We start from the raw sequence: 26851 nt of genomic DNA, 5'->3' as shown, positions 1-26851 counted from the left end.
GAAAGACTTTACTCGGCGGCAATGAGTGGAGTTTCGACAGCCGCATCCGGCATTGTATCAAACTGAACCGGACGCAGCGAAACATAGCCGTTACGGATATCGAGCACATGGGAGTAGACGTTTTGTCCGTTTCCAAGCAGTGGCAGCTTGTCCTCATGCATGATGCTGATGACGATGGCTTGCGGGCAGCGCGTCTTTAGCGCCTCATGGAAAAGCATCTTGGAAGCCGGATCGAGGGCACCAGTCGCCTCATCGAGAAAGATGACAGACGGCTTGTGGAGCAGAACACGCGCCAGCACGATCTTCTGCTTCTGGCCGCCGGAAAGAACCATGTCCCAAGGCGCGCCATCGGCATCGGTGTCATTCATGCGCTCGATGAACTCGCCCAGTCCCGCCTCGTGCAGCACCGCAGCAACGGCAAGATCACTGAACAGGCTCTCATCGACCGGCAGGCTGACAAGCTGCTTCAACGACACGGACGGGAATTTTGCCTCTTGGGTCGCATAAAGCGAAGTGGCATCCTGCGGATAGATTATATCTCCCGTTCCGTAGGGCCACAGGCCGTTCAGCGCTTTCACGAAGGAAGTCTTTCCCGAACCGGATTCGCCGCGCATATAAACCCAATCGCCAGAACGGATGTTGATCACACCAGAGCGTAGGAACGGCGCCTCGCTGTCCGGCCCCTGCATGAGGGTCAGATTACGCACCGAAAGGCCGAAGCGGGGATGCTGCTCTGCGAAAGCAAAGCGGTTGATACCAGAGCGGCTGTAGAATTCAGCCGGATCCTGAACATTTTCGATTGCCTGCGCGAGACCAGTCACGCGGCCCGCATTGGCGCGTAGATTGGCAATCGCCGGCATGACCTGAATGAACCACGAGCAATCATTGATCATTGCCGCGACAAGCTCTGCGCCCGTCACGTAGTTTCGGAAACTGACGGAGCCGCCCATATAGGGAAGAAGGCCAGGAATGTAGGCGACGATGCGATTGGAGAGAAAGCCGTAGGCCTGCGAGAAAGCCAGATAGGCGGCATCGAAACGGTTCAGCCGGTTCCAGGTGCCATCGACATCCTTGTAGAGGCGGTTGTTCACTGACTGCTGGACTGCCTCGCCGCCGGATGCTGAAATCTGGAAACTGCGACGCAACAATGTCGTCCACTCGCCACGATAAGAACCCTCAGCCTTCTGGATGCCAAGGTTAAGGCGCTCCAGCCGCTTGCCGATCTTGATCGCGACCAGCGTTCCGAGCGGGACATAGATCACGATTGCAGCAAAGGCCAGAACAGCGCTTCCATAGCCGCCGAGGAAATCCAGCCCTTCCACGTGGGTCGACATTTCGATCAGCTTCTGGCCGATGAAGAAAGCAGACAGAAACACCCCGACAATGCCCATGACGAGGCCGATGGCCCCGCCGGTCATGCCCTTGATCGATTCCTGCAAGCGTTGATCGATATTGTCGAGCTGATCCTTGCCCCTACCCTGCTGCAGATGGAAATGCGTATGCTTGCCATTCAGCAGCGCAGTGGAGAACTGGTCGTTCAACCATTTCCGCCATTTACGGTGCAGCGTGGTCGACAGGAAATGACGTGAGCCAACCAACATCACATCCTTTGCCAGCATCAGGAGTACAAGACTACCCGCATTGGCGGCAATCGTCATGAGAGGATTCTGGACTGGCGCAGTGTTGACATTAACGATGGAATTCATGAGCAGGCCTGAAGCCTCGGCCACCCATACGGTGGTCTTGCTCACGAAAGCCGTCATCAGAAAGATTGCGATGGTGAGAACCCAGGCTTCCTTCCATCGATCGGAAACCCAATAGGCGCGCATCAGTCCCCAGAACGATGTCATGTCAGCCACGGCAGACCTCCCCCTTGCCTGCAAGGATTGCTGTTTGGTCTGCCGGTTTTTGCTCAATCCACACCTCGTTCTGACAATTGATGATAACGCTTTGTAACATATTGCAACAAACTGTGGTTAACGGAATGTTAATAGTCAACACAAAAGCGGAGCACCAAACCGTGATCAGGCAGGCATGCATCAGCAACAAGCTGAAATCGTTAGGCTATCGGAAACGCAATTATTCTGGATGAAGCGAACTTTTTGCCCCGGAAATCCGACGTTTCCGGGAGAATTGCCGATGATTCGAGCAAAACGACCTATTGGGCCGCGAGATAGGCCTGTAGATGTGGCACGACAAAATCAAGGAAAACGCGGACACGTTGCGGCAGACGTGCACCACCAAGAAATACGGCGTGAACCTCCTCCGTATCGTTCTCGATCGCTTCGGCCAACACCTCTACCAGCGCGCCGGATGCGAGATCATTGCGTGCGTGGAAATCAGCTATCCGGGCAAGCCCCAGCCCCGCAACCGCCATGCGCCGAACCGTTTCCCCGTTGTTTGCCAGCAGCGAACCGTTGACCGCACGATCCACGATGCGACCGCTTTCTCTCAGCGGCCAGACGGGAGCTGCGCGGCGAAAATTGAACCCGATGCAATTATGCTCGGCCAGATCGTCAACCGTCTTTGGCGTGCCGCAGCGCTCCAGATAAGCGGGAGCCGCCACAATCTTGCGCCGGGCCGTGCCAAGCTTGCGTGCCATCATGCTGGAATTGGGCAAGGTTCCAATGCGTAAAGCCACGTCAGTGCGATCAAGATAAAGATCGACCAGCTCATCCGACAGAGAGAGGTCGATCACGATATGCGGATAGGCTGACAGAAATTGCGGCAGCAAAGGCTCCAGCGCCATTGTACCCAATGCCACTGAAGCATTGACGCGCACAGTGCCGCCCGTGCTTGCCGATCCTTGGGAAACCTCTCGCTCGACTTCTTCAAAATCGCGCAACAGCCCCTGACTTCGCTCATAATAAATCTGCCCCTCGGTCGTCAGCGACAGGCGGCGGGACGAGCGTTCCAGAAGTCGCACACCGAGCCTTGCTTCGATACGGGATATAAGCTTGCTTATGGTCGAAGGATTCATGCGCAGGAGACGGGCCGCCTCCGAGAAACTACCTGTTTCCACCACCCGCAGAAAGACCTGCATTTCGCCAACGCGATTATCCATCGCCCGCTCCATCTATGAAACTGTTTCACAGATGATGTGGATTCTGAGCGGATTTTCAAGTCCGCGCGCTTGTCCTATTTCTGCATCACGAGATCAAACCTCACCGAAAACTGTGTCACACAGGATCAAAAATTGACGGCCCGAAGCACGAGCCTCCCAAGCCCGCGCAATCGACGCGAGACGCAGAAGGCCAATCGACTGGAGATAATATGCAAATCGTGAATGCACATGGTGCAGCTATACCGGCGCTCGGCTTCGGCGTTTTCCGCATGACGGACTCAGAAGTGGAAAGCATCGTCCCAGCGGCACTGGAAGCCGGCTTCCGCCATTTCGATACGGCGCAGATATACCAGAATGAAGCGGCTCTCGGACGCGCACTGGAAAGGGCAGGCATAAGACGCGAAGACCTGTTTCTCACAACAAAAGTCTGGGTCGACAACTACAGTCAGGAAAAATTCAGCGCATCCGTCGACGAAAGCCTCGACAAACTGAAGATGGATCAAGTCGATCTCCTGCTGCTGCACTGGCCTGCCGACAGAGTCTCTATCGCCGACCAGATCGAAATGTTGAATACGGTGCAGGCAGCCGGTAAGACGCGTTTCATCGGCGTGAGCAACCAGAACATCGCGCAGATGAACGAGGCTGTCCTTCGCAGTGCGGCGCCCATCGTCACCAATCAGATAGAGGTCCACCCCTATCTCGACCAAACTGCCTTAGCTGACGCCGCCAAAGCGGCAGGCGTTGCCATTACCGCCTACTACGGGATGGCGGACGGTTTAGTACCGCGCGACGACGTACTGCAAGCTGTCGGTGCAAGATACGGCAAGACAGCCGCTCAAGTCGGTTTGCGCTGGTTGATCGAATGCGGCTTCATCGCACTATCCAAGACAGCCAAGCCCGAGCGTGTCGCTGAAAACTTCGACATATTCGATTTTGAGCTCAGTGCTGAAGACATGACGTCGATTTCAAAACTTGCCCGACCCGATGGACGACTGGTCAGCCCGGAAGGTCTGGCTCCCGTCTGGGACAAATAGCGGAGACAATGATGAGCAAAATAAAGTCTCACGACAGCGCGACACAGGCGACCGGTTTCAACTGGCCGCTTCTGGCGCTCGCAATCGGCGCCTTTGGTATTGGCACAACGGAATTTGCGCCCATGGGCCTGCTGCCGGTCATTGCCGACGGCGTAGACGTTTCCATCCCGACAGCCGGCCTTCTGGTCAGCGCCTATGCCATTGGCGTGATGGTCGGCGCGCCGATCATGACCCTGGCTTTTGGGCGGTTCGGCAAACGCACGGCCCTAATGCTGCTGATGGGCATTTTCACGCTTGGCAACATCCTTTCGGCTCTCGCACCGGATTACTGGACGCTGCTTGCTGCCCGTCTGGTGACGAGCCTCAATCACGGCGCATTCTTTGGGCTCGGCTCAATTGTTGCAGCCAGCGTCGTGCCGCCTGAAAAACGAGCCAGCGCCGTTGCCACCATGTTCATGGGGCTGACGATTGCCAATATTGGCGGTGTCCCTGCTGCGACCTGGATCGGCCAGCAGATCGGCTGGCGTATGTCGTTCGCCGGTACTGCCGTCTTGGGTCTGCTCGCCATCAGCGCACTCTGGCTTTCGCTGCCGCGTGGCGAAGCGGGCAAGATGCCCGACATCCGTCGTGAGCTTGGCGTCCTGATGCGCCCAACCGTGCTCATATCGCTGGCAACGACTGTCTTGGGGGCTGGCGCCATGTTCACGCTCTACACCTATGTGGCGCCCGTGCTTGTCGACCAAGCCGGCGCGTCGGAAGGTTTCGTGACGCTGGCGCTCATTCTTATAGGCGTAGGCTTCACTATCGGGAATGCGCTCGGTGGACGCCTTGCAGACTGGTCACTCAATGGTGCAACGCGGATATTTCTCGCAGCGCTTGCTATCATCAGTCTGGCGTTACCGTTCTTGCTGGGAAGCCACATCAGCGCGGCGATCGGCCTGCTCGCATGGGGGGCTGCGGCATTTGCCATCGTTCCGCCGGTTCAGACTCGCGTAATGCAGGCTGCGTCGGAAGCGCCAGGGCTGGCATCGTCGATCAATATCGGTGCGTTCAACCTTGGCAATGCTGTGGGAGCCGCGCTTGGCGGCGGCGTCATCAGCGCAGGCTATGGCTATGCAACCATTCCGGTCGCTGGCGGCCTTCTCGCCGCAGCCGGATTGCTGTTCACGCTATCTCGCCGCCCGAAAGCGACACTTGCTCCGTCAGCCTGCTGAAGTCACAGCAAGCTGGGGGGCAGGACCCTAGTCCAAGGTCCGCCGGAACCGCAAAAGAGCCAGCGACGCAAACAGGAAAACGAAAAATATGAGGGCGTTCACTTCTCCGGCAATGTCGGACAAGTGGGCGCCCTTCAGCATCACCGCACGGACAATCCGCAGAAAATGCGTGAGCGGGAAAATCTCGCCCAGCGCCTGCGCCCAATCAGGCATACCGCGAAATGGGAACATGAAACCGGACAGCATCAACGATGGCAGGAAGAAGAAAAAGGTAAGTTGCATGGCCTGCATCTGCGTGCGCGAAGCCGTTGAAATCGTATAGCCGAGCAGGACCAGCGACAGAACGAAGATCAACACACAGATCAGCAAGAGCGCCAGCGATCCCACAAAGGGGACCCCGAACAGAAGCTTGGCCGCCGCCAGCACAACCACAACCTGAACACCGCCGACAACTAGAAACGGTAGAACCTTGCCCAACATGATTTCGGCAGGCGTGGCGGGCATTGCAAGCAAGTTTTCCATTGTACCGCGTTCGGTCTCTCGGGTCAGCGCCATGGCCGTCATCATCACCATCGTCATTTGCAGGATGACGCCCAGCAGGCCGGGAACAATATTGTACTGCGATACGCCTTCTGGATTATAACGGCGATGCACGACAACCTGTAACTGGCTTCGTGCGGCATCGGCAGCCTCAGCCTGCTTGCCCTGTTCACGCAGGAGCGCCTGACTTGCGACAGTTCCAAGCGTGGAGATGGCACCGCTTGCCACAGACGGATCGGTCGCATCAGCCTCAATCAGGATCTGCGGCTGTTCACCTGCATCGACACGCCTTGCAAAGTCCGACGGGATCGTCACCACGAAGGAAACCGCACCACTGGCAATCAGCGCCTCAGCCTCCGCCGCACTTTGCACGACATGATCAAAGCGGTAATAGCCTGTGGTTTCCAGTGCGGAAATCATGGCGCGGGTATAATGATCCTGACTTGTCACCACCAGAGCACTCGGCAGGCTCTTCGGATCGTTGTTGATGGCAAAACCGAAAAGTAGCAACTGCATCAACGGGACGACCAGCATCATGGCGAAGGTGATACGGTCGCGCCGCATCTGGATGAATTCCTTCACCAGCATCGCGCCAAGGCGCTCGAATGAGAACCAGTCGCTCATGACTTGCCGCTCCCGGAATTTTTGCCTTTGGACATATTGTCCTGAGCATTGGCCATGAACTGGATGAACACGTCCTCAAGGCTGGTCTCCCCCGCCTCGACGGTAATCCCATCGTAGTGTCTGATCTTGTCCAGAGCCGCCTCAAGTTTCACCCTGTCAGACCCCACGACATGCAGTGTCGCACCGAAAGGCGCAACCTGTTCAACGCCTGGATCGCCCTCCAGTTCCCGCGCCACTTCCCCGAGCTTTGGGCCATTGACGATGAACGTCGTCAGTCCCGCTTTGTCGATAACGTCCCGGACGGTTCCCGTCGCCAGTAGCTTGCCATAGGAAATATAACTGATGCGATGGCAACGTTCGGCTTCATCCATGTAATGGGTCGAAACGAGCACAGTCAGCCCGCCGTCTGCAAGACGATGTATCTCGTCCCAGAAGTCGCGCCGGGCCTTCGGGTCGACCCCGGCGGTCGGCTCGTCCAATAGCAGAAGCTTTGGCTTATGCATGATACATGCCGCCAGCGCGAGCCGTTGCTTCCAGCCACCGGAAAGCGTGCCCGCTAACTGATCTCCGCGCGATGTCAAGCCCAGTTCCTCAAGTGTCCGCGCCACATGCTCCCTCACCGGCTTCAACCGGTAGAGACGCGCGACAAATTCAAGGTTTTCGGCAATGGTCAGGTCTTCATAGAACGAAAACCGCTGCGTCATATAACCGACTTCGCGCTTGATCTTCAGCCCTTCGGTACGAAGATCGAAACCAAGCACCTGCCCTTCCCCCTCGTCGGGCGTCAACAGCCCGCACATCATGCGGATCGTGGTTGTCTTGCCCGAACCGTTCGGCCCCAGAAAGCCGACAATCTCGCCCTCGGCCACCGACATGCTCACATGATCGACGACTGTGGCATCGCCAAACCGCTTGACGAGACCTTTGACATGAATGGCGTTCGACATTGCCGCCTCCGCCTATCGGGGGGCCAGATCGACATCCACGATCTGACCAGGCTGCAAAGGCGATGCGGGATCGACCGGATGCGCCTCAACGAGATAGACAAGCTTCTGGCGCGTTTCGAGTGAGTAGATAACCGGCGGTGTGAACTCAGGGTCCGGCGAAACATAGCTCACACGGGCTTGTAAACCGGGCGCACAACCATCGCAGCGAACGGAAAGCATGTCTCCCACTCGCACTGCCGAGAACTTGTCCTCCGGGATGTAAACCTTCAGCTTGACTGCACCGTCGGGCAACATGGTCAGCACCGGTGCAGACGGACCCGCAATATCGCCAGGATTACGGATGACATCGGTGATCCGCCCCGGCGCTGGCGCCTCGATCGTCCGCTTGGTCAGATGCCAGCGTGCGGAATCAAGCTGTGCTTCGGCACTTTTGACGGCATTTTCCGCCGCCTTGATTGCTTCGGGGCGCGCAGGCAGACGACCGACCGCCAAGTTGGCAGTAGCCTGATTGATCGAGGCTTCCGCGACTTCGAGCTGCGTCGCCGCATCGTCAAGCTGTGCCTGCGTTGTCACTCCGCGCTTGGTCAGGTCCTGCGTACGCAAAAGCGTTCGCCGGGCGTCATCTGCCTGCGCCTTGGCCGTCCTGACTGCGGCTTCCAGAACCGCAATTTCATCGGGACGTTTGCCGACTTGCAAATCCGCCAGTTGCGCACGTGCCTGTGCCAGTGCCGCCTCGGCTTGCGCAACCGCAATCTTTGCATCCGTATCTTCCGTCTTTGCGATCGGCTTGCCCGGCTGAACATGATCGCCACGCCTGACGGCAACAGACTGGACCTGTGCCACTTCCAGCGGGGCCAGTTGCACGAATTCCCCCTCGACGTAGCCAACCGCAAGAGGCTGCGCGCTGCATGCGGCCATGATATAAGAAGCAAAAGGAAGCATACAGAGAACGCTCATGCTGACACCTCGCCGTTCTGGGCGGCGTCCTTCGCTGCAAGAATAGCCATGAGGTTCCGGCGGGTGATTGCCGCTACCGCCCCAGCCTCTTTCGCGCCCATCGTGGACCAGCCCATGCGCCGTTTCACCGCCTCACGACCAATACGGAAGTAAACAACCTGTCCGAGCAGGGTGAAGATCAGAAGCCGCGTGGCCTCGCTCTCGGCAGGTTCGCCCGTCGCGACTTCCCATATGGCACAGAGCCTTTTATGGGTCGGCTCGAAAACACCGGAATAGATGCGGTCGAGCGCCGCCGTTGGATGCGCGAGTTCGCGCAGAAGAAATTGGACAATCTCGCCGGACTGCGGCTGTGCGACAATGAAATAGGTCATTCTCTCCAGCGCCAGACCAAGCTGCTGGCGCGCCTCTTCTTTCGTCGCGACGGAAGCACCGATTACCCCGTAATGCCCCAGCGCCTGCCCGGCAATGCCCTGTATCGTCTCCACGATATAGTCCGCTGCGGCCAGACGAAGGCCCTCCTTGCTGCCGAAGTGATAGGCGATGGAGCCTATATTCGCCTTGGCAGTTGAGGCAATTTCGCGCGTCGATGTCGCGTCGAAGCCCTTCGATCCGAACAGTTGCAATGCCGCATGAATCAGCGCGCTTCGCGTCTGATCAACCGAAGGCTGCTCAGGCCTGTAATGTTTTGTCGTGCTCATTGGCATATTTAATCAATCGATTGATTAAATGTCAAGCATCACAGACGAAGCGCCGCCGCAAGATCGACGCTTCATTTTCAAGCAGACACTGAAAACCGGTCAGCCTCGTCTTCCGACGTGCCGTCCGACTGTGACGGGCGTCGGCAGCTCACGGTGCGCATGTGAAAGCCCCTCGAGCGTGGCAAGAATTTCAGCCTTCGCAGCGACCGCCTTGCTTGCCTTACTATCGACATGCAGCAACATCTGCTCGGCGCTGGCAATTTCTGCATCGCCACGCCGGAGACTATGAAAGACGTGCACACGCTTTTCATCAAAGGAAAGCAACTGCGTTTCCACATGTAGCGCATCGCCAGCCTTAGCCTCACCGTGATGCATGATATGGGTTTCAACCGTGTAATAGCTGTGACCTGATTTCAAATAGGCTTCGTCCACGCCGATATGTGCCAGAAACCTGTCCGTCGTCTGGCCGAACACATCAAGATAACGATGTTCAGTCATGTGTCCATTATAGTCGATCCACTCGGGGATCACACGCACATCCAGAAGCTGTAGCGGACCGGAATCCGGTTCGGGACGGTCCATCGCTCCGCCGAGCCGCGTCGTATAGGCATTGAGAAGTGCACCCGCGCCCCACCCCTTACCGTTTTGCTGGTGCGCAAGAGCGCGGAGGATCGCCACCAGATTTTCGTCGCGTATCCGCTCCAGATCACGAATTGAAAGCCCTTCATTCTGCGCATCCGACTGGCCGGCGATGCGAGCGATCAAGCTTTCATCGAGATCGGGCACATCTGTCAGTTTCGTCCATGGCCATTGCAGCGCAGGTCCGAACTGGGCAAGGAAGTGCGGCATGCCTGCTGGGCCGCCGGCGATGCGATAAGTCTGGAAAAGCCCCATCTGCGCCCAACGAAGCCCGAACGAATAGCGGATGATGTCATCGATCTGTTCTACTGTGGCGATGCCGTCGTGCACGAGCCACAATGCCTCACGCCACAACGCTTCCAGAAGCCGGTCTCCGACAAAAGCATCAATCTCCTTTTCCAGAACGACCGGTTCCATTCCGGTCTGGCGGTAGAGCGCCGAGGCGCTTTCAATTATCGATGCAGAAGTCTTGCTTCCCGGCACCAATTCAACCAGCGGCAATAGATAAACGGGATTATAGGGATGGGCGATCAGCAGACGCTCCGGCCGCTGCAACCCGGCTTGCAACTTACTTGGCAGAAAGCCGGAGGTGGAGGAGGCAATCAGCGCGTCTTCTGCACACGCGGCTTCGATAGCCGCCAGCACGGCGAGTTTCAGGTCAAGGCGTTCGGGCACGCTTTCCTGAATGAGCGCCGCACCAGCAACAGCATCGCCCAGCGAAGCGGCAAAGTACAACCGCCCCTCCTGCGGGAGACGCAGAGTGGTCAGCGCCGCCAATGCCTTGCGCGCATTGCCGAGAATGTGTTCGGTCGTCGCCTGTGCATCCGGTGCAGGATCATAAATGGCCACGTCGAAACCATTGAGCAGAAAGCGTGCGGCCCAGCCGCTACCGATAACGCCGCTGCCAATGCAGGCGATTTTGGGAGGATGGCTTTTCATTGAGGTCACCAGCGCTTTGTAAGCTTGAGTTTTTTGCGCACGTCCGCAGGCGTCAGAACTTTGGTTCCCATATTGACGGCGATGGCTTTGGCCCGTTCAACCAGATCGCCATTCGATGCCAGAACCCCCTTGTCGAGCCAGATATTGTCTTCCAACCCCACGCGGATATTGCCGCCTGCCAACACGGCAAGAGCCGCATAAGGCAACTGATTGCGACCTATGGAAAACGCCGAGAAAATCCAGTTATCCGGCAGATTCTGGAGAACCGATACCAGGGTCGACAGATCATCGGGCGCGCCCCACGGGATACCCATGCACAGTTGCACCAGAACCGGGTCATCAAGCAGCCCCTGCTGTTGCAGCCATTGTGCAAGTGGCAGATGGCCAGTGTCGAAGATCTCGATCTCCGGCCGCACGCCAAGCCGCTGTATTTGCCCTGCCATTTCTCTGAGCATGGCAGGTGTGTTGGTCATCACATAATCGCCTTCGCCGAAATTCATCGTGCCGCAATCCAGCGTGCAGATTTCCGGCAAGAGTTCAGCAATATGGGCAAGCCTCTCCGTTGCCCCAGCCATATCGGTCTTGGCGGCATCGGGCGGCAGGGGTACTTCTGTCGACCCTAGGACCAGATCGCCGCCTATCCCTGCCGTTAGATTCAGTACAATATCGACACCGGACGCCCGGATGTGGTCCACAACCTCGCGGAAAAGCTCTGGCTTGCGCGATGGTTCACCCGTTTGCGGATCGCGTACGTGAATATGCGCGACGGCGGCGCCTGCTTCGGCGCTTTCAATGGCCGCATCGGCGATCTGACGCGGCGTTATCGGCACCTTGTTCGAGCGATGCGTAGTGGCTCCGGCGCCAGTGACTGCAGCCGTGATGAATATTTCGCGGGCGGGCTTTAAAGGCATGGTCGTTTCCCTCAATTTGTACCGAGCTTGACAGGTCGCGAAATGCCGGGATTATCATTTTGCGAAATCTATTTGGCGAAGAGCGAAGCGCATGATTTTTGAACCCTCAGATGAAGAACTAAGCGTTACGTTACTGGTTCTGCCGGATTGCTCGCTCATGTCACTGGCTGCGACGCTGGATCCTATGCGCGGTGCCAACCGCGTAACTGGGCGCTCGCTCTATCGCTGGCGGGTAGTGTCGCCGGACGGCAGCGATCCCGTCACATCCAGTGGCCTGAAGGTTGCAGCCGATGGCCGTTTTGAGGCTGGCGCACAGGATATTCTTATCATTGTCAGCGCCTTTCATGCACTTGAACATGCGACGCCGAAACTTCTCGCCATGCTGCGCCAGACGGCAACACAATCGAAGCTTGTCGTGGGTGTGGAAGCCGGATCATGGGTGCTGGCGAAGGCGGGATTGCTCAACGGACGCAGGGCAACCACGCACTGGGAAGACATGGAAGCCTTTTCACAACGCTTCCCCGAGGTTGAAACCCAATCGGATCGCTGGGTGCGGGACGGAGCTTTTCTGACAACCGGAGGCGCGGCCCCCGCGCTCGACATGATGCTGGCGCTCATTCGCGCCCGTCACGGCTATTCCATCGCGCTGGATGTGGCGAGCCTCTATATCTACGATGAAGTGAAGCGAGCTTCCGATGCCCAGCCACTGGTCTCTCTCGGTCGTTTGCTCAACCGCGAACCACGACTGGCAGACGCCATAAAAATCATGGAAACCCATATAGACCATCCGATCCCGGTGTCGAGCATTGCCCGAAGACTTGGCCTCTCGACACGTAGCCTCGAATTGCTGTTTGCCAATGTTATCGGACAGTCACCGGGCAACTACTACTTGTCGCTCCGGCTGAAAGCGGCACGGAGGCTGATCCTTGATACGCATCTCTCCATGGCTGACACAGCGGAACAGACTGGCTTTTCGTCAATCAGTTCGCTGTCGCGCGCCTTCAAGCGGCATTTCGGTCAGTCGCCGAGCAAGCTGCGGCAATAATGCCTGAACTCGATGAGCTTCATCATTGAGTTCAGGTTAAGATCTTGCGGCAATTGAGCATTTTCAGAGCGTATTGCGTCAGCATCCTGGCGCCCTGGTATAAGAGGCTTAAAGCCCCAACCCCGACTTTACCTCAGCAAGTGCTGGCTTGCCGTCGAAAGTTGTTACGCCATCAAGCCACACATCAAGCTGTGCCGGGTTCTCCTTGATCCATTTCATGACGGCATCCTTGGCTTCCATGCCATCATTCAGGATCATGTTCATCATCGTGCTTTCCATATCTGTGCTGAACTTCAGGTTCGACAGGAAGCGTGAGACATTGGGGCAATCGGTTGCATAACCCTTGCGGGTCAATGTTTCGACGGTCGCGGCACCATCAGCCGGGCCGAACAGGTTTTCACCATTTTCCAGATAGGTCAGCTTGTAGCGAATGTTCATCGGATGCGGCGTCCAGGCAAAGAACACGACCGGCTCATCCTTGCGCACCGCATTTTGAACCTGCGAAAGCATGGCCTGCTCACTTGACTCCGCGAGCTGGAAATCCTTCAGGCCAAACTTATCCTTCTCGATCATCGACTGGATCGTGGCATTGGCGCTACTGCCCGCCTCGATGCCGTAAATCTTGCCGCCAAGCTGGTCCTTGAACTTCGCAATATCCGCGTAATTCTTGATGCCGAGATCCTTGCCTGTTGCTGCAAGGCCGATTTTCGCGCCTTTAAGATTAACGCCAGCCTGCTCGATCGTCTTGCCTTCAAGATAGGGTTTGCGCGCTTCTTCCTGAAGCGGCATCCAGTTGCCGAGGAAAATATCGATCTGCCCGTTTTCCAGCGACTGAAAGGTGACTGGCACGGAAAGAATGGTTGTCTGCGGCTCGTATCCGGCTTTTTCAAGTAGAAGAGAAGCAACCGCAGTCGTTGCGGTAATGTCGGTCCAGCCGACATCGGAGAATTTGGGCACTTTGCAGTTTGCGCCTTCAGCGGCATATGCCTGCACGCTGGCAAGGCTCGCGACGCTTGCAGCAAGCAAAAGAAGTGTGCGTTTCATTACCTTCTCCCCATTGTTTTCATTGAGAACAACATGATAGGGAAAACGCGAAATGCCTCTTCGCAATATACGCAATCATCTTTGCGTTTTGCGCAACTTTTGACCAATGATTGGCACGGTCTATTCCTGAAAGCTGCACTAAACCGGGACGAAATTTACTTTTCGCCGCCATACTGCGCGTCGCTGACATGCTCCATCCAGTCAACAACCTTGCCGTCGAGCTGCTCCTGAATGGCTATATGAGTCATGGCATTGCCCGCGGATGCGCCGTGCCAGTGTTTCTCGCCGGGCGCGAACCACACCACATCGCCAGGCCGGATTTCTTCAATAGGCCCGCCTTCTCGCTGCGCGAGGCCAAGCCCGGCGGTCACGATCAGCGTCTGGCCAAGGGGATGTGTGTGCCAGGCCGTGCGGGCGCCGGGCTCAAAGGTCACAGTCGCAGCCGCGGCGCGTCGCGCATCATTGGGAGAAAACAACGGATCGATACGAACATTGCCCGTAAACCAGTCTGCTGGACCTTTTCCCGACGGATCGGTTCCGTTCCTCTTGATATCCATGACGCTCACCTTTCCAACATGAGAGACGCACCATAGCGCATCCCGAAAAGTGTGAAACGATTTTCGGAACAAGATGCGCGTCAAGCAGATGGATAGATCAACTTCATCAATAGATCAGCGTCTTTTGGCGGGGTTCTGCTGCAAAATCACGTTATGGCGTTTCTCAAGCTCTGTGTTAACCGCTTCGATTTCCTGCGTCTTGCGCCCATTGTCCCAGCCAAGCTCCCGCGCCACAATATCGGCGATTGCGGCAAGATTGCCGGTCGTCAGCGCTCCGTCGATTGCGAGCGTGGTGCGCCGCAGCACTACGTCGGCCAGATGCACGACGAATTCGTTGCGCGCGATCCAAGCGATTTCCGTCGCGCTGACCGTATCGGTATCCGGCAGCATAGTAACCGGTGCCTTCGCTTCCTCCCGGAGGATTGGCAAGGCTGTACTGCCATAACGCCTCAGCAATGTCTCGACGCGTGCGGCGGGCAGCCCTGTTTCGGTGGCATAGTTGGCAATCCAAGCCTTGCGGGCGCGATCATCGGCTGGATAGTCCCTACCGCCGCCTATAGCAAGGTTGCGCGTTGACACTTGCCGCGTCTTGTTGAGACGGCTCAAAACCTTGTCGGCCACTTCCTCGGCAAAGCCACGGAACGTTGTCCACTTGCCGCCAACAAGCGAAATGATCGCGAACGGCCGATTGCCATCCGGCTCGATCACGGGAGCGGAGTGGTCCCGACTGATCAAACCCGGTTCAGAAGCATTGGAGGCCGGCAACGGGCGGATACCGCTATAGGTGTAGACGATCTGACTGCGGTCGAATTGGAGCTTCGGCAGTAGCGAACGCAGACTATCGATGAAATAGTCAGTTTCATGATCGTCGCAACGCACATTGTCTGGATCATCCGAAGGAATATCGGTGGAACCCACCAGCGCAAGACCGTGGTAGTCGTAAACGAGGCAGATGCGTCCATCATCCGCTTCAAAATAGATCATTCGCCCATTGAGGCTCTTCACCAGCTCAGGATGGTCGACAAGAATATGCGACCCCTTGGTGCCGCCTATCATCTTGGTTGGCTTGCCAAGCGCGGCATTGACCCGGTCGATCCACGGCCCTGCCGCATTGGCGACCAGCTTCGGCCTCACCGCAAACTTCACACCTTCCGGTCCTTCAAAACCGATAAGGCCGTTCTCGGCAGAGATCAGTGTCGTGAAGTTGGCGGCAGCGCTTTTCGGATTGGCGCGCAACCCGTCGCTGACGAGTTCATAGACCAGACGTTCCGGCTGGCTGACCTTCGCATCGTGATAGATGCCGCCCGCCACGATCGCCGGCGTGATATAGGGCATCTCCTTCGTCGCCGTCTCCTTCAGCAGAAAACGGTGACGCGGCATCACGCGCTCGCGCGCACCAAAATAGTCGTAAAGCGCAAGACCGATCTTGATAAGCACAGCGCCACGGCTGCGTGGCGCGGTTGTCGAGCCGAAAAGGGTGCGCAACGCCGCCATGATGCCTTTAGTCCACGAGAATACTGGAATGAAGGTTGGCAGCGGCTCGACATTGTGCGGTGCATTTTTCAGAAGCAGATTACGTTCCAGCGTCGACTGGGCCACAAGCCCGAACTCGCCGGTTTCAAGATATTTAAGACCACCATGGATAAGCCGCGACGGCGCCGCACTTGTACCGGAACCGAAATCCGCCTTGTCGACGATGAGACAGCTTACGCCCTGTTCGCAAAGATCGCGAAAAAGACCTGCTCCGTTTACGCCCGCGCCAAGGATGAGCACATCCACACCCTCGGTCTCGAGTTGCCCGATGCGGCTTTTCATTCCGGCATTGCCTACGAAGTCATTCATTTTACTGTCTTTACGTCGCTGAGGCGCGGGATACGCCATTTATTTCAATCCGTGAGAGCTTCGATCTTCGGCCAGATCGGCACAAGCGCCGATGCCATCTCCTTGAAAAGCTGATAGCGCTTTTCATAGAGCGCGCTGCGCGCTGCGTCCGGCTCGTAGCTGCGACCAATGGCATTGAGATCACGCGGATCACTGTACACATCGGCAAAAACACCAGCTCCCGTGCCTGCGCAAAGGGCAGCGCCCCATGCCGCGGCCTCATCTGTATCAGTAACCGTCACAGGCATGCCCAGCACATTGGCGAACATCTGTGCGAAAGCCGGGCTGCGCGACACGCCGCCGGTCAACCGCGCGGCGGAAATCGCAAAACCGTCCTTCAGATGATCGACATGAATGCGATGATTGAAGGCGATACCTTCCCAGACGGCCCGCAGCATGTCACCCCTGTCCTGCCAGCCGCGGAGGCCAAAGAATGCGCCGCTCGCCATAGCCCCATAGGGCGAGCCGAAAAGATAAGGATGGAACATCGCCGTGGACGGCTTTGCCAATGCCGCATCGATTTCCGGGCGCAACATATCGTGGATCGAGCGGCCTGTTGCTTCTGCCTCGCGCCGTTCTGCCGGACAGAGCTTGTCGAGGAACCAGTCGTAATTGGCTGTCGATGCGGGCGAGATCGACATATTGTTCCATTCGCCCGGCGCAATGCCGTTGCGGCAAAACCAGCTTTTGCCGACGTGCGGTTCGGAAGACAATGTTTCGTTAATCGAATAGGTCCCGGCAACCACGGCAACGGTTCCAACGCCAAGCCCTCCAACACCCAGCGCCGAGGCCGTCACATCATGCAAGCCTCCGACAACCGGTGTCCCGGCGACGAGACCGGTGCGCTGTGCGCATCTGACGGAAACGCCACCGACGATTTCATCGGAACGCGACATGGCGGGCAGTGCATCCCACAGCGCATTGAGCCCGAAAAGAGTGAGTGCTTCTTTCGAATATTCCTGCGTGTTGACATCCGTGAAGGAGGTTGAAGCTTCGGTGCGATCCGTGCCCACATCGCCGGTAAGGCAATAGCGCAGCCAGTCCTTGCAGGCGATCACATGCGCAATGCGGCCAAAGCGTTCGGGTTCGTTTTCCTTCACCCATGCCAGAATGGCGGATGGTGCCGATGCATGGGGAAGCTGGCCGGTAATGGCTATAGCCTGCTCTGCGACAGGGCTATCAACCCAACGCTCCGCGATGTCGGCGGCGCGACTGTCGAGCGACAATATGCCTGCGCCAAGCGGACGGCGATCCTTGTCGAGCATGTAGATGCCATCACCATGCGCGGTGGTGGCAATGGCCAGAATGTCGGAAGCTGGTCGCCTGCTTTTGGCTATCGCTTCGGCAATAGCATCCGCCGTTGCATTCCAGAATTCATCCATGTCGCGTTCAACATGGCGGGGGCGCGGAAGAGATTGCGCCACACGTCGGCGCGCAACAGCAAGTGTGGTTCCGTCAATATCGAATATTACGGCTTTGGTGACGGTCAGTCCGCTGTCGATTCCGAGCAGAGAAGGCATGTATCGTATTCCTGATAAATATGCGCAGGCTATTCGGGCGTTCCGCCCTTCCGGGCACGCGCAACCACAACATTGATGCCTAGCGCCTCCATGCGCTCAATATGCGCAAAAGGGGTATCTTCATCGACGATGACCACGTCGAAATCGCTAAGCGCGCCAAAGTTGTGCAAAGCGCGGCGCTCGAACTTTGTGTGATCGGCCAGAAGGATGCGCTTGGCGGCGCAGTCCAGCATGGCACGTTTGGTTTCCACCATTTCCGGCGACTGATGGAACAGAAGATCGTCGGTGATCGCTGCAATGGAGATGAAAGCCACATCGGCGCGAAGGCGACGAATTTCGTGGATCGTCATGCCGCCAACGAAGGCGTTGCACCAGTTATAGAGCTGACCGCCAAGGCCAAGCAGTGTCACATCCTTGATGTCGCGCACCTCGTTCATCAGGATCAGCGAATTGGTGATGACGGTGAGCGGACCCTTGCCCGGAAGATGCGGCACCATTTGCAGAACAGTGGTGGAATCATCGAAAAAAATCGCCTGGCCTGGTTCGACAAACTGCATTGCAGCTTCGGCGATCAGTTTCTTTTCTTCCGACTGTCGTGTGACACGATAAAGATCGCTGGCTTCAATCAGACTTGTGGGGGCTGCCGACACAATGCCGCGCGACTTGCGAAACAGGCCGCGGCTTACCAGTTCATCGACATCGCGATGCGCCGTCATCAGGCTGATGCCGAACCGTTCGGTAAGGTCCTCGATACGCATCGAGCCCTCCGCCATTACAGTTTCCGCAATTTGTTGGCGGCGGACGAGCTGACGGGCGTGCCGACTGTCGTTTGGCACCTGCTCGGTCATCAGCTTGTCAATGCTTGCTTTACTGCTCACTGCCATGCTTGTCACTTGTCCCCTTGCTTGCGCGTTCCGAAAGCTTCGGAATCGCCTGATAGGCTTTATATTGCGCGGTCTTCAGCCCCAAAATCCAGCGAGTGATTGCTTGGGACCTTCTTGAGGAGAGGGACTTCCGGAATACGCATCCCGAAAGCTTTCTGCCGCCGGGATGCGCTTTGTTCAAACCTTACTGTTCGAGAACGAACGGCGAGGTATACTTGTCGACATTATCCTTGGTGATCAGGATGCAGTCGAAGAGCTGCTTTTCTTGGTCCACACCGGTCTTGCCGGTCTTAATGAAGTTGTCGGCCTGCTTGACGGCAGCTTCCGAGAACACGGCAACAGGCTGCAGAACAGTGTACTGCAATTCACCGGCCTTGATGGCTGCAACCGCATCCGGCGAACCGTCGAAACCGCCAACCTTCACCTGATCCAGCTTGCCAGCCTTCTTCAGAGCGGCAATCGCGCCCAGAGCCATTTCGTCATTACCGGAAATAACGCCGATGATGTCCGGGTTGGCCTGAAGCAGGGCCTGCATCTTGTCGTGACCCTGAGTACGGTCCCAATTCGCAACGTCCTGACCGGCTTTCACAAGATCTGGATACTGCGACAGAACGGTTTCATAGCCGTTCGAGCGCGTTGCAGCGTTATTGTCCGATGGCGAACCGAACAGCTCGACATACTTGCCCTTGTCGCCAACGCTTTCGACCCACTGGGTTGCGCCAAGAGCGGCACCCTGTGCATTGTTGGAGACGAGCTGTGCCTTGGCCAGGCCTTCCTGATTGATTTCCGCGTTGACGAGGAAAACCGGGATGTTGGCGGCGATTGCACGCTTGACCGCGCCGATCGAACCGTCAGCATTGGCCGGATCGAGGATGATTGCAACCGACTTGTTGGTGATAGCCGTATCGATCAGGTTGCTTTCGGTGTTGGTGTCGCCCTTATGGCCACCGACAACAGCCTTGTAACCGAGACCTTCGGCGGTCTTCTTGGCGATTTCACCTTCCGTGTACCAATACGGGTTGGACGGATCGTTGACGATGATCGTCATCAGTCCTTCGGCCCAAGCCGTGCTGGCGATGAGAGGCAACGCTGCCGCGGCGGCGAACAGAACGCGCATTCCCTTCTTGAACATGGTCTCACTCCCTTAACATTTTTCGTTTGCGTTATGCCGGTTCCCCGGCGGTACTCATTTCCATCAGGCCGTTTTCGAGATGTTGTGCCCTTCTGGAAGTCTTTCTATACGCCCGGCTATTTTCGCGGCTCCGTCCGGAACGGTGGACAGAGCCGCTATCGATCATCGCCGGGAGTATTGAATGCTGTTGAGCAGAACCGCGAGCACGATCACCGCGCCGGTAAAGACGGTCTGCCAGTAGGAGGACACGCCGATGATCACGAGGCCGTCGGAAAGGAAACCGATCACGAAGGCGCCGAGGAGTGTGCCCTGGATAGTACCTCGCCCCCCAGTGAGCGCAGCGCCACCGATAACCACGGCGGCGATTGCCGTGAGTTCGTATGTGGTGCCTGCCGTCGGACCGGCCGACGTCAACTGCGAAGAAAGCACCAGACCTGCAATGGCCGCGCAAATGCCGGAAATGACATAGACCGACACCTTGACGCGCTTGACCGGCACGCCAGACAGTTCAGCCGCTCGTTCATTACCGCCTGATGCATAGAGCCAGCGACCGAATGCGGTGCGATTGAGAACGATGGCGCAGATGATGGCGAGCACGGCCAGAACCAGAACGCCGATCGGCACGCCGAAAAGCTTGTTGAAACCGAGCCAGTCAAAGCCCGTATTGCCAAGCTCCGGGCGTCCGCCAAGATTGTTATAGGTCAGGCCATTGGTCATCAGGAGGGCTACGCCGCGCGCGCAATAGAGAACGCCAAGGGTCGCGACGAAGGCCGGAACGCGCAAATAAGCAATAAGCACGCCATTGATTGCGCCGACGAACGCCCCGAGCGCACAGGTGAGGAGAACCACGGCCCAGACCGGGAAATAGAGGATGATGCCGAATTCCTGCAAGGTCACGCCCTGCATCAAGAAGCCGGCGACGACACCTGCCAGCCCCAGCGTGGAGCCAACCGAAAGGTCGATGCCGCCATTCAGGATGACGAGCAGCATGCCAATGGCAAGTAGACCGAAAATGGCCACATGCGACGACATGATCAGGAAATTGTCGACGGTAAAGTAATAGGGCGAAAGGAACGAGAAGACTGCGATGATCGCGATCAGCGCAAAGAATGCACGACCTTCAAGCAGCAGATGCACGAGGCTGGTCTTCCGCTTCGCGCCGTTCGGAGCCGCTGTTTCTTTGTTGGTGCTCGTGACTGACATTCTATCAGTGCTCCATGATTATTTTAATGACCGACCATGGCTTCGCCCGAGGCGGCCATGATCTTTTCCTTGGACACGTCCGATCCGAATTCGGCGGAGATGCGCCCACGGTGCATGACGATGATACGGTGCGCGATGCTGAGGCATTCACCGACTTCCGAAGTCGTGTAGACCACGGCCAGACCCTGCTTCGCCTTTTCAGCCAGAAGCTTGAACACTTCCGCCTTCGCCCCAATGTCGATGCCGCGGCTCGGCTCATCGAGCAGGATGACTTCCGGTTCGGTCGCCAGCATCTTGCCGATCACGACCTTCTGCTGGTTGCCGCCGGAAAGCGACCCGATTGCCGCTTCGCCGCCATCGGTCTTGATGTGCACATTCCGGATCGACTGATCGACAATCTGCTTCTCGCGCTTGCGCGATGTGAAAAGACCCTTGGTCATTTCCGCAATGCTGGCGAGCGACAGGTTCTTGCCGACGGTCATCGTCTGCACGAGACCGTCGCGCTGACGATCTTCCGGCACCAGCACAAGGCCCTTCTCGATACGCTGCGCGATGGTGAAGCCAGAAACATCCTGCCCCTTCAGCAAAACAGATCCTTCGCTTGCCTTGAGACGACCGGCAACAGTTTCCAGAAGCTCCGTACGACCGGCACCCATGAGACCGTAAATGCAGACGATTTCACCCGCGCGCACGTCAAGCGACATGCGGTCGACCAGCGAAAAGCCCGCACCGCCCGGATCGGGAACGGTCAGGTTTTTGATAGAGAGTGCAACATCGCCCCACTCATATCCGCTTGGAGGCGAGCCGAGATCGAAGTTCTCGCCGACCATGTTGCGCACGATCCATTCCAGATCGATTTCCTCACGCGGCGCATAGGCCGTCATGGTTCCATCGCGCAGCACCACCGCGTGATTGGTAATCTGCAGTGCTTCTTCCAGATGATGCGAAATATAGACGATGGCGACACCACGCGCCGTCAGGTCGCGGATCACCTTGAACAGGACTTCCACTTCGGACGCGCTGAGCGCCGAAGTCGGCTCGTCCATGATGAGAATGCGCGAATTGACCGAAAGCGCACGGGCGATTTCCACCACCTGCTGCTGGCCAAGCCGCAGTTCCTCGACCGGCGTCAGCGGATCGATGTCTTCTTCCAGTTCCTTCAGAAGCTCGCGCGTCAAGCGCTCTTCCTCGGCAAAATCAACGCCGGTGGCGGTGCGTATCTCGCGACCCATGAAGATGTTGTCACGCACATTCATGTTGGGCGCGAGGCTCAGCTCCTGATGGATGATCGAAATGCCACGGTCACGCGCTTCGGTGGACGAATTGAACGTTACCGGCTCGCCGTCGAGTATGATCGTGCCGGAAGTCGGCTGAATGACGCCGGAAAGCACCTTCATCAACGTCGATTTACCGGCGCCGTTTTCGCCGAAAAGCGTCGTGACCTGGCCGCGGCGGATTTCGAAATTCACGCCTTTCAGCGCATGAATACGACCGTAGGACTTGGCGACGTTATGCGCGGCAAGAACGACATCGCCGTTTTTGCCTTCGATTTTGGGAGCGGCGCTCATTTCACTTCGAGCCCCACTGGCGTAACAAGCCAGTTCTTCGGATTGACGACCTTGAATACGCCGACAACCGTTACGGTCTTGCCGACGAGGTTTTCGACATCGACGCCCGAAAGCACCTGCTTCTTCATCTCGTTGTTCAGGGCTGAACCGGCATTTTGATATTCAATCTGGTTCTTGAACTGGCCGAACTGGATTTCACCGGTCGCATCGCGCAGGTCGGTACCGTTGACGGCGGGGCCGGTCTGGACACGGATGACAATGCCTTCTGGCAGGCCGTCGACCTTCACCACATTGTAGTTGGACTTGCGCTCTTCGACCGTTCCCGTGAACTTGACCGGGACGACAGGATTAACGTCACCCACGCCATATTTCTTTCCCGCAGCAGCCTTGTCGGCTGAGATAGCGGCTCCAACTTCGACAGCATCCACGGCGCGCTGCTCAATGCTGGCCTTCACCTTGGGAAACTCGGAAGCGCCATAGGCATCGGGAGAGAAAGCCTGCTGGCGCACATCGGAATCAGACCCGATCTTTACGACCTTGGTGTCGAAGGCGATCGCACCGACAACCACGATCGCAGCGATCACGCTCCAAACGACGGCGCGGCTCAGCTTGGCGGGTTTTGGGGAAACTTGACTGGTTTGTGCACTCATTATCAAACGCCTTCAGCAATTCTGCCGTATTGTCGTTATGGAAACGGATGATGCGGCTGAATCAGACCGCCCAAAGACTACCCTCGACCAAAGCCATGGCACTTGCCGCATAGGCGAAAGCCTCCGCCAGAGCGGCACAGGATGCAACGGACGAGATCATGATAGCCTCCACATGAATTCCAGGGCCCGCTCCTCCGTGCATCCTGGAAACAAGCGCCGCAATCGAAACTTATGATAGCGGCATGTTATTAACTCCAGCAATGATGTTATAAAGCTCGAAAGCTGTCAATCGGATGTTTTAGAAACACCAGCGAATTAGCACAATTTCACGCCGAAAGCCGATCACGATCTAGCGAAATCCACTACATAATCCGTTATTGATCGCACTATTCACAGCACGCGGCTCCTCGGCCTGACTAGGCTTAGCCTCGCTGTGGCTGAGAATTTTTATTGTTTATTTTCAATATATTAATTACAAATCAAAGGAGAAATAAGCCGATTTCTTGACAAGAATAAAATCGAAATCCGCATGTGATGGCATAGCGATTTTCCCGGCAACCACCCTGGTGTGAAAAAAAATGCGCACATTTAAAAATTTTACAGACAAGGTGATAGTGTTATGTTATCTCCAACATACGCTATTGCCCGACTTCATTATAAACAGGGCGGCGGGCGACCTATTATCAGTCGCGGGAGGACACCAAATGTCTATGAAAGCACAGATCCGCCATGCATGAGAAAGGTGACATCATCATCGGGATCGACGCTGGCACGTCCGTGCTCAAGGCAGTCGCTTTCGACCTAAGTGGGCGCCAGATCGAGTCTGCGGCTGTTCGCAACAAATACGATACCGGCGATCACGGTGCCGTCACACAATCACTTTCCCGGACATGGCAGGATTGCGCTCGCGCATTGCGCGACCTTGGCGCGAAGATGCCAGGTCTTGCCGAACGAACTGCGGCGATCGCCGTTACCGGTCAGGGCGATGGAACCTGGCTTGTGGGACGTGACAACCAGCCCGTTGGCGATGCCTGGATATGGCTTGACGCCCGCGCTGCGGCGACGGTCACGCGCCTGGCCTCCGGACCCATGAACCGAGCGCGCTTTGAAGCAACCGGAACCGGACTGAACACCTGCCAGCAAGGCTCGCAGATGGCGCATATGGACAGCATTGCGCCCGAGCTACTGGACAATGCGGAGACAGCCTTTCATTGTAAGGACTGGCTCTATCTCAAACTCACCGGCGTTCGCGCCACCGATCCGTCGGAAGCAAGCTTCACCTTTGGCAATTTCCGCAATCGTCAGTATGACGATGTGGTGATTGAGGCCCTCGGCCTCACGAACCGCCGCGGATTGCTGCCGGAGATTATCGACGGGACTCTAGTACAGCATCCGCTTTCCCCCGAAGCGGCGGCTGCAACGGGTCTGCGGGCGGGGACGCCGGTGAGCCTTGGCTATGTTGATATGGCCATGACCGCGCTGGGTGCGGGTGTGCGCGGCGGCACGGCTGATGCCGGTTGCTCCACCATCGGTTCCACCGGCGTACACATGCGCGCCAAACCGGTTGCCGATATCCACCTCAACAAGGAAGGCACCGGCTACGTCATTGCGCTGCCGATCCCCGGCATCGTAACGCAAGTACAGACCAATATGGGCGCGACCATCAATATCGACTGGATATTGCAAGTTGCAGCCGACCTCATGTCGACGCCCGACAAGCCCGTTTCGCTCAATGAGCTTATTCCCCGCCTCGATGACTGGTTCAATGCCAGCCGGCCAGGCGCGATCCTTTATCATCCCTATATTTCGGAAGCCGGCGAACGTGGCCCCTTCGTCAATGCCTATGCCCGTGCCGGGTTCGTCGGCCTTTCCAGCCGTGACCGTTTCCCTGAAATGGTGCGCTCGGTCGTCGAAGGCCTCGGAATAGCAACACGCGATTGCTACACGGCCATGGGTGAGATGCCCGCAGAGCTGCGTATCACTGGCGGCGCCGCGCGCTCAAAAGCATTGCGTAGCACGCTTGCAGCGGCGGTGAATGCGCCCGTGCGCGTTTCCGCACGTGAAGAAGCCGGAGCCGCCGGAGCGGCGATGATGGCTGCCGTGGCCATCGGTGCCTATCCAAGTATGGATGCGTGTATTGCGGAATGGGTCGAGCCGCTGCTTGGCCCTTGCGAGGCCCCAGATGGTCCGCGCTCAAAGCACTATGAAGAACTCTTCCTCGCCTATCAGGAAGCCCGGCTGGCCCTTACACCGGTCTGGGACAAGCTGGCACGCATATAGAGCGTATCCCGAAAGTGTGAAATGGCTTTCGGATAAGATGCGCGGTTCAAAACAAACATTTAAAGCGCCGATCTGATTCAACCAGATCGAATTGCGCTCTAGACTATGGGATGCGGTTGCACCCGAAGGAGCATGGAATGGCTGAACCGGAAACCTGCGATCTGTTTGTAATCGGCGGTGGCATCAATGGCGCGGGTGTTGCTCGCGATGCGGCCGGGCGCGGCCTCAAGGTTGTGCTGGCAGAAAAAGATGATCTCGCAGAAGGCACCTCATCCCGTTCAGGCAAGCTGGTGCACGGCGGTCTTCGCTATCTTGAATATTATGAATTCCGACTGGTTCGCGAAGCATTGATCGAGCGCGAAGTGCTCCTCAATGCTGCACCGCATATCATCTGGCCAATGCGCTTTGTCCTGCCGCATAGCCCGCAGGACCGTCCGGCATGGCTGGTACGTCTTGGTCTGTTCCTTTACGACCATCTTGGCGGCCGCAAAAAGCTGCCCGGCACCCGCACGCTTGATTTGAAGCGCGACCCCGAAGGCACGCCGATCCTTGATCAATATACCAAGGGCTTTGAATATTCCGATTGCTGGGTCGATGACGCCCGCCTTGTTGTGTTGAATGCTGTGGGTGCATCTGAAAAAGGCGCAACCATTCTGACCCGTACGCCGGTCACGTCCGCGCGTCGTGAAAAAGGCGGCTGGATCGTTGAAACCAAAAATCGCGATACTGGCGAAGTGCGCAGCTTCCGCGCACGCTGCATCGTCAATTGCGCAGGCCCATGGGTCACGGACGTGATCACCAATGTCGCTGGTTCAAACTCATCGCGCAATGTGCGCCTGGTCAAAGGCAGCCACATCATCGTACCGAAATTCTGGTCCGGTGCGAACGCCTATCTGGTTCAGAACCACGACAAGCGCGTGATTTTCATCAACCCGTATGAAGGCGACAAGGCACTCATCGGCACCACAGATATTGCCTATGAAGGCCGTGCCGAAGATGTGAGTGCTGACGAAAAAGAAATTGATTATCTGCTCGCTGCCGTAAACCGCTACTTCAAGGAAAAGCTGCGTCGCGAAGATGTGCTGCATAGCTTCTCCGGTGTGCGTCCGCTGTTTGACGATGGCAAGGGCAACCCCTCCGCCGTCACGCGTGATTATGTTTTCGATCTGGATGAGACCAATGGCGCGCCACTGCTGAACGTATTTGGCGGCAAGATCACCACATTTCGTGAACTTGCAGAGCGCGGCATGCATCGTTTGAAGCACATCTTCCCGAAAATGGGCGGCGACTGGACGCATGATGCACCATTACCGGGCGGCGAAATTCCAAATGCCGATTATGAAACTTTCGCCAATAACCTGCGCGAGAGCTATCCATGGATGCCACGCAAACTGGTGCAGCATTATGGGCGTCTCTATGGTGCACGCACGAAGGATATTGTCGCAGGCGTAAGTGAACTTGCAGGCCTTGGTCAGCACTTTGGCGGCAATCTTTACGAAGCCGAAGTCCGCTATCTGGTT

General features: G+C 57.1%; 22 protein-coding genes and 1 pseudogene. 6 read left to right on the top strand and 17 right to left on the bottom strand.

What is annotated here, in order from left to right; all coding sequences use genetic code 11:
• Nucleotides 1-8: 8 nt before the first annotated feature.
• Entirely contained in the window at nucleotides 9-1859 is a 1851-nt protein-coding gene (locus tag FJQ48_RS11565; protein ID WP_180350189.1) for an ABC transporter ATP-binding protein/permease, read from the bottom strand.
• 299 nt (nucleotides 1860-2158) lie between these two features.
• Nucleotides 2159-3064, bottom strand: coding sequence for a LysR family transcriptional regulator (locus FJQ48_RS11560; RefSeq protein WP_139975266.1), 906 nt, complete (start codon nucleotides 3062-3064; stop codon nucleotides 2159-2161).
• 209 nt (nucleotides 3065-3273) lie between these two features.
• Between FJQ48_RS11560 and FJQ48_RS11555 the strand changes: the two genes are divergently transcribed.
• Nucleotides 3274-4098, top strand: coding sequence for an aldo/keto reductase (locus FJQ48_RS11555; protein ID WP_139975265.1), 825 nt, complete (start codon nucleotides 3274-3276; stop codon nucleotides 4096-4098).
• A gap of 11 nt (nucleotides 4099-4109) precedes the next feature.
• Nucleotides 4110-5312, top strand: a complete 1203-nt coding sequence (locus FJQ48_RS11550) for an MFS transporter (protein ID WP_139975306.1) — start codon at nucleotides 4110-4112, stop codon at nucleotides 5310-5312.
• Nucleotides 5313-5339: 27 nt separating this feature from the next.
• Here FJQ48_RS11550 and FJQ48_RS11545 read toward each other — a convergent pair whose 3' ends face one another.
• From FJQ48_RS11545 to FJQ48_RS11520, 6 genes are all read right to left on the bottom strand, one after another.
• On the bottom strand, nucleotides 5340-6476 hold the full coding sequence (locus FJQ48_RS11545; protein ID WP_139975264.1) for an ABC transporter permease: 1137 nt from the start codon (nucleotides 6474-6476) through the stop codon (nucleotides 5340-5342).
• Complete coding sequence (locus FJQ48_RS11540) at nucleotides 6473-7423, bottom strand: ABC transporter ATP-binding protein (protein WP_139975263.1); 951 nt, start codon at nucleotides 7421-7423, stop codon at nucleotides 6473-6475. Before FJQ48_RS11540 ends, FJQ48_RS11545 begins: the two co-directional genes overlap by 4 nt.
• Nucleotides 7424-7435: 12 nt before the next feature.
• On the bottom strand, nucleotides 7436-8380 hold the full coding sequence (locus FJQ48_RS11535) for an HlyD family efflux transporter periplasmic adaptor subunit (RefSeq protein WP_139975262.1): 945 nt from the start codon (nucleotides 8378-8380) through the stop codon (nucleotides 7436-7438).
• Nucleotides 8377-9078, bottom strand: coding sequence for a DUF1956 domain-containing protein (locus FJQ48_RS11530; RefSeq protein ID WP_139975261.1), 702 nt, complete (start codon nucleotides 9076-9078; stop codon nucleotides 8377-8379). Before FJQ48_RS11530 ends, FJQ48_RS11535 begins: the two co-directional genes overlap by 4 nt.
• 99 nt (nucleotides 9079-9177) lie before the next feature.
• Nucleotides 9178-10656, bottom strand: coding sequence for a carnitine 3-dehydrogenase (locus tag FJQ48_RS11525; protein ID WP_139975260.1), 1479 nt, complete (start codon nucleotides 10654-10656; stop codon nucleotides 9178-9180).
• 5 nt (nucleotides 10657-10661) lie between these two features.
• Nucleotides 10662-11567: a 3-keto-5-aminohexanoate cleavage protein gene (locus FJQ48_RS11520; RefSeq protein ID WP_139975259.1), complete on the bottom strand. Its 906-nt coding sequence runs from the start codon at nucleotides 11565-11567 to the stop codon at nucleotides 10662-10664.
• Nucleotides 11568-11658: 91 nt separating this feature from the next.
• On the opposite strand from FJQ48_RS11520, the gene FJQ48_RS11515 reads away from it, so the two are divergent.
• On the top strand, nucleotides 11659-12612 hold the full coding sequence (locus tag FJQ48_RS11515; protein ID WP_139975258.1) for a GlxA family transcriptional regulator: 954 nt from the start codon (nucleotides 11659-11661) through the stop codon (nucleotides 12610-12612).
• 108 nt (nucleotides 12613-12720) lie between these two features.
• Here the strand turns inward: FJQ48_RS11515 and choX are convergent, their stop codons facing one another.
• The 9 genes from choX to FJQ48_RS11465 form a co-directional block, all read right to left on the bottom strand.
• A complete protein-coding gene (gene choX, locus FJQ48_RS11510; protein ID WP_139975257.1) occupies nucleotides 12721-13656 on the bottom strand; it encodes a choline ABC transporter substrate-binding protein in 936 nt (311 codons plus the stop codon).
• 155 nt (nucleotides 13657-13811) lie between these two features.
• Nucleotides 13812-14213: a cupin domain-containing protein gene (locus FJQ48_RS11505; protein WP_139975256.1), complete on the bottom strand. Its 402-nt coding sequence runs from the start codon at nucleotides 14211-14213 to the stop codon at nucleotides 13812-13814.
• Nucleotides 14214-14327: 114 nt separating this feature from the next.
• Complete coding sequence (locus FJQ48_RS11500) at nucleotides 14328-16028, bottom strand: glycerol-3-phosphate dehydrogenase/oxidase (protein WP_180350193.1); 1701 nt, start codon at nucleotides 16026-16028, stop codon at nucleotides 14328-14330.
• Between the two features lie 71 nt (nucleotides 16029-16099).
• The gene (locus FJQ48_RS11495; protein ID WP_139975254.1) at nucleotides 16100-17614 is read right to left on the bottom strand and encodes an FGGY-family carbohydrate kinase; all 1515 of its coding nucleotides are present in this window, start codon (nucleotides 17612-17614) and stop codon (nucleotides 16100-16102) included.
• A 29-nt stretch (nucleotides 17615-17643) separates the two neighbouring features.
• A complete protein-coding gene (locus FJQ48_RS11490; protein ID WP_139975253.1) occupies nucleotides 17644-18498 on the bottom strand; it encodes a DeoR/GlpR family DNA-binding transcription regulator in 855 nt (284 codons plus the stop codon).
• A gap of 184 nt (nucleotides 18499-18682) precedes the next feature.
• Complete coding sequence (locus FJQ48_RS11485) at nucleotides 18683-19630, bottom strand: D-ribose ABC transporter substrate-binding protein (protein ID WP_139975252.1); 948 nt, start codon at nucleotides 19628-19630, stop codon at nucleotides 18683-18685.
• 162 nt (nucleotides 19631-19792) lie between these two features.
• A complete protein-coding gene (locus tag FJQ48_RS11475; RefSeq protein WP_139975251.1) occupies nucleotides 19793-20833 on the bottom strand; it encodes an ABC transporter permease in 1041 nt (346 codons plus the stop codon).
• Between the two features lie 23 nt (nucleotides 20834-20856).
• Entirely contained in the window at nucleotides 20857-22401 is a 1545-nt protein-coding gene (locus FJQ48_RS11470; RefSeq protein ID WP_139975250.1) for a sugar ABC transporter ATP-binding protein, read from the bottom strand.
• Nucleotides 22398-23051 carry a DUF2291 domain-containing protein gene (locus tag FJQ48_RS11465; protein WP_139975249.1) on the bottom strand — a complete coding sequence of 218 codons (654 nt, stop codon included), beginning with the start codon at nucleotides 23049-23051 and terminating at the stop codon, nucleotides 22398-22400. The genes FJQ48_RS11470 and FJQ48_RS11465 overlap by 4 nt, the downstream gene beginning before the upstream one ends.
• Here FJQ48_RS11465 and FJQ48_RS11460 point away from each other — a divergent pair.
• The 3 genes and pseudogenes from FJQ48_RS11460 to FJQ48_RS11450 form a co-directional block, all read left to right on the top strand.
• Nucleotides 23031-23109 (top strand): annotated as a pseudogene (locus FJQ48_RS11460) (ATP-binding protein); the annotation flags it as partial. The gene FJQ48_RS11465 and the pseudogene FJQ48_RS11460 overlap by 21 nt on opposite strands.
• 671 nt (nucleotides 23110-23780) lie before the next feature.
• The gene (locus FJQ48_RS11455; protein ID WP_139975248.1) at nucleotides 23781-25331 is read left to right on the top strand and encodes an FGGY-family carbohydrate kinase; all 1551 of its coding nucleotides are present in this window, start codon (nucleotides 23781-23783) and stop codon (nucleotides 25329-25331) included.
• Between the two features lie 137 nt (nucleotides 25332-25468).
• Nucleotides 25469-26851 (top strand): glycerol-3-phosphate dehydrogenase (locus FJQ48_RS11450; protein ID WP_139975247.1); only part of this gene is annotated, 1383 nt, incomplete at its 3' end.

Source organism: Ochrobactrum sp. CGA5 (genome assembly GCF_006345815.1).
Lineage (GTDB): Bacteria > Pseudomonadota > Alphaproteobacteria > Rhizobiales > Rhizobiaceae > Brucella.
This window is presented reverse-complemented; position numbering and strand designations above follow the sequence as displayed.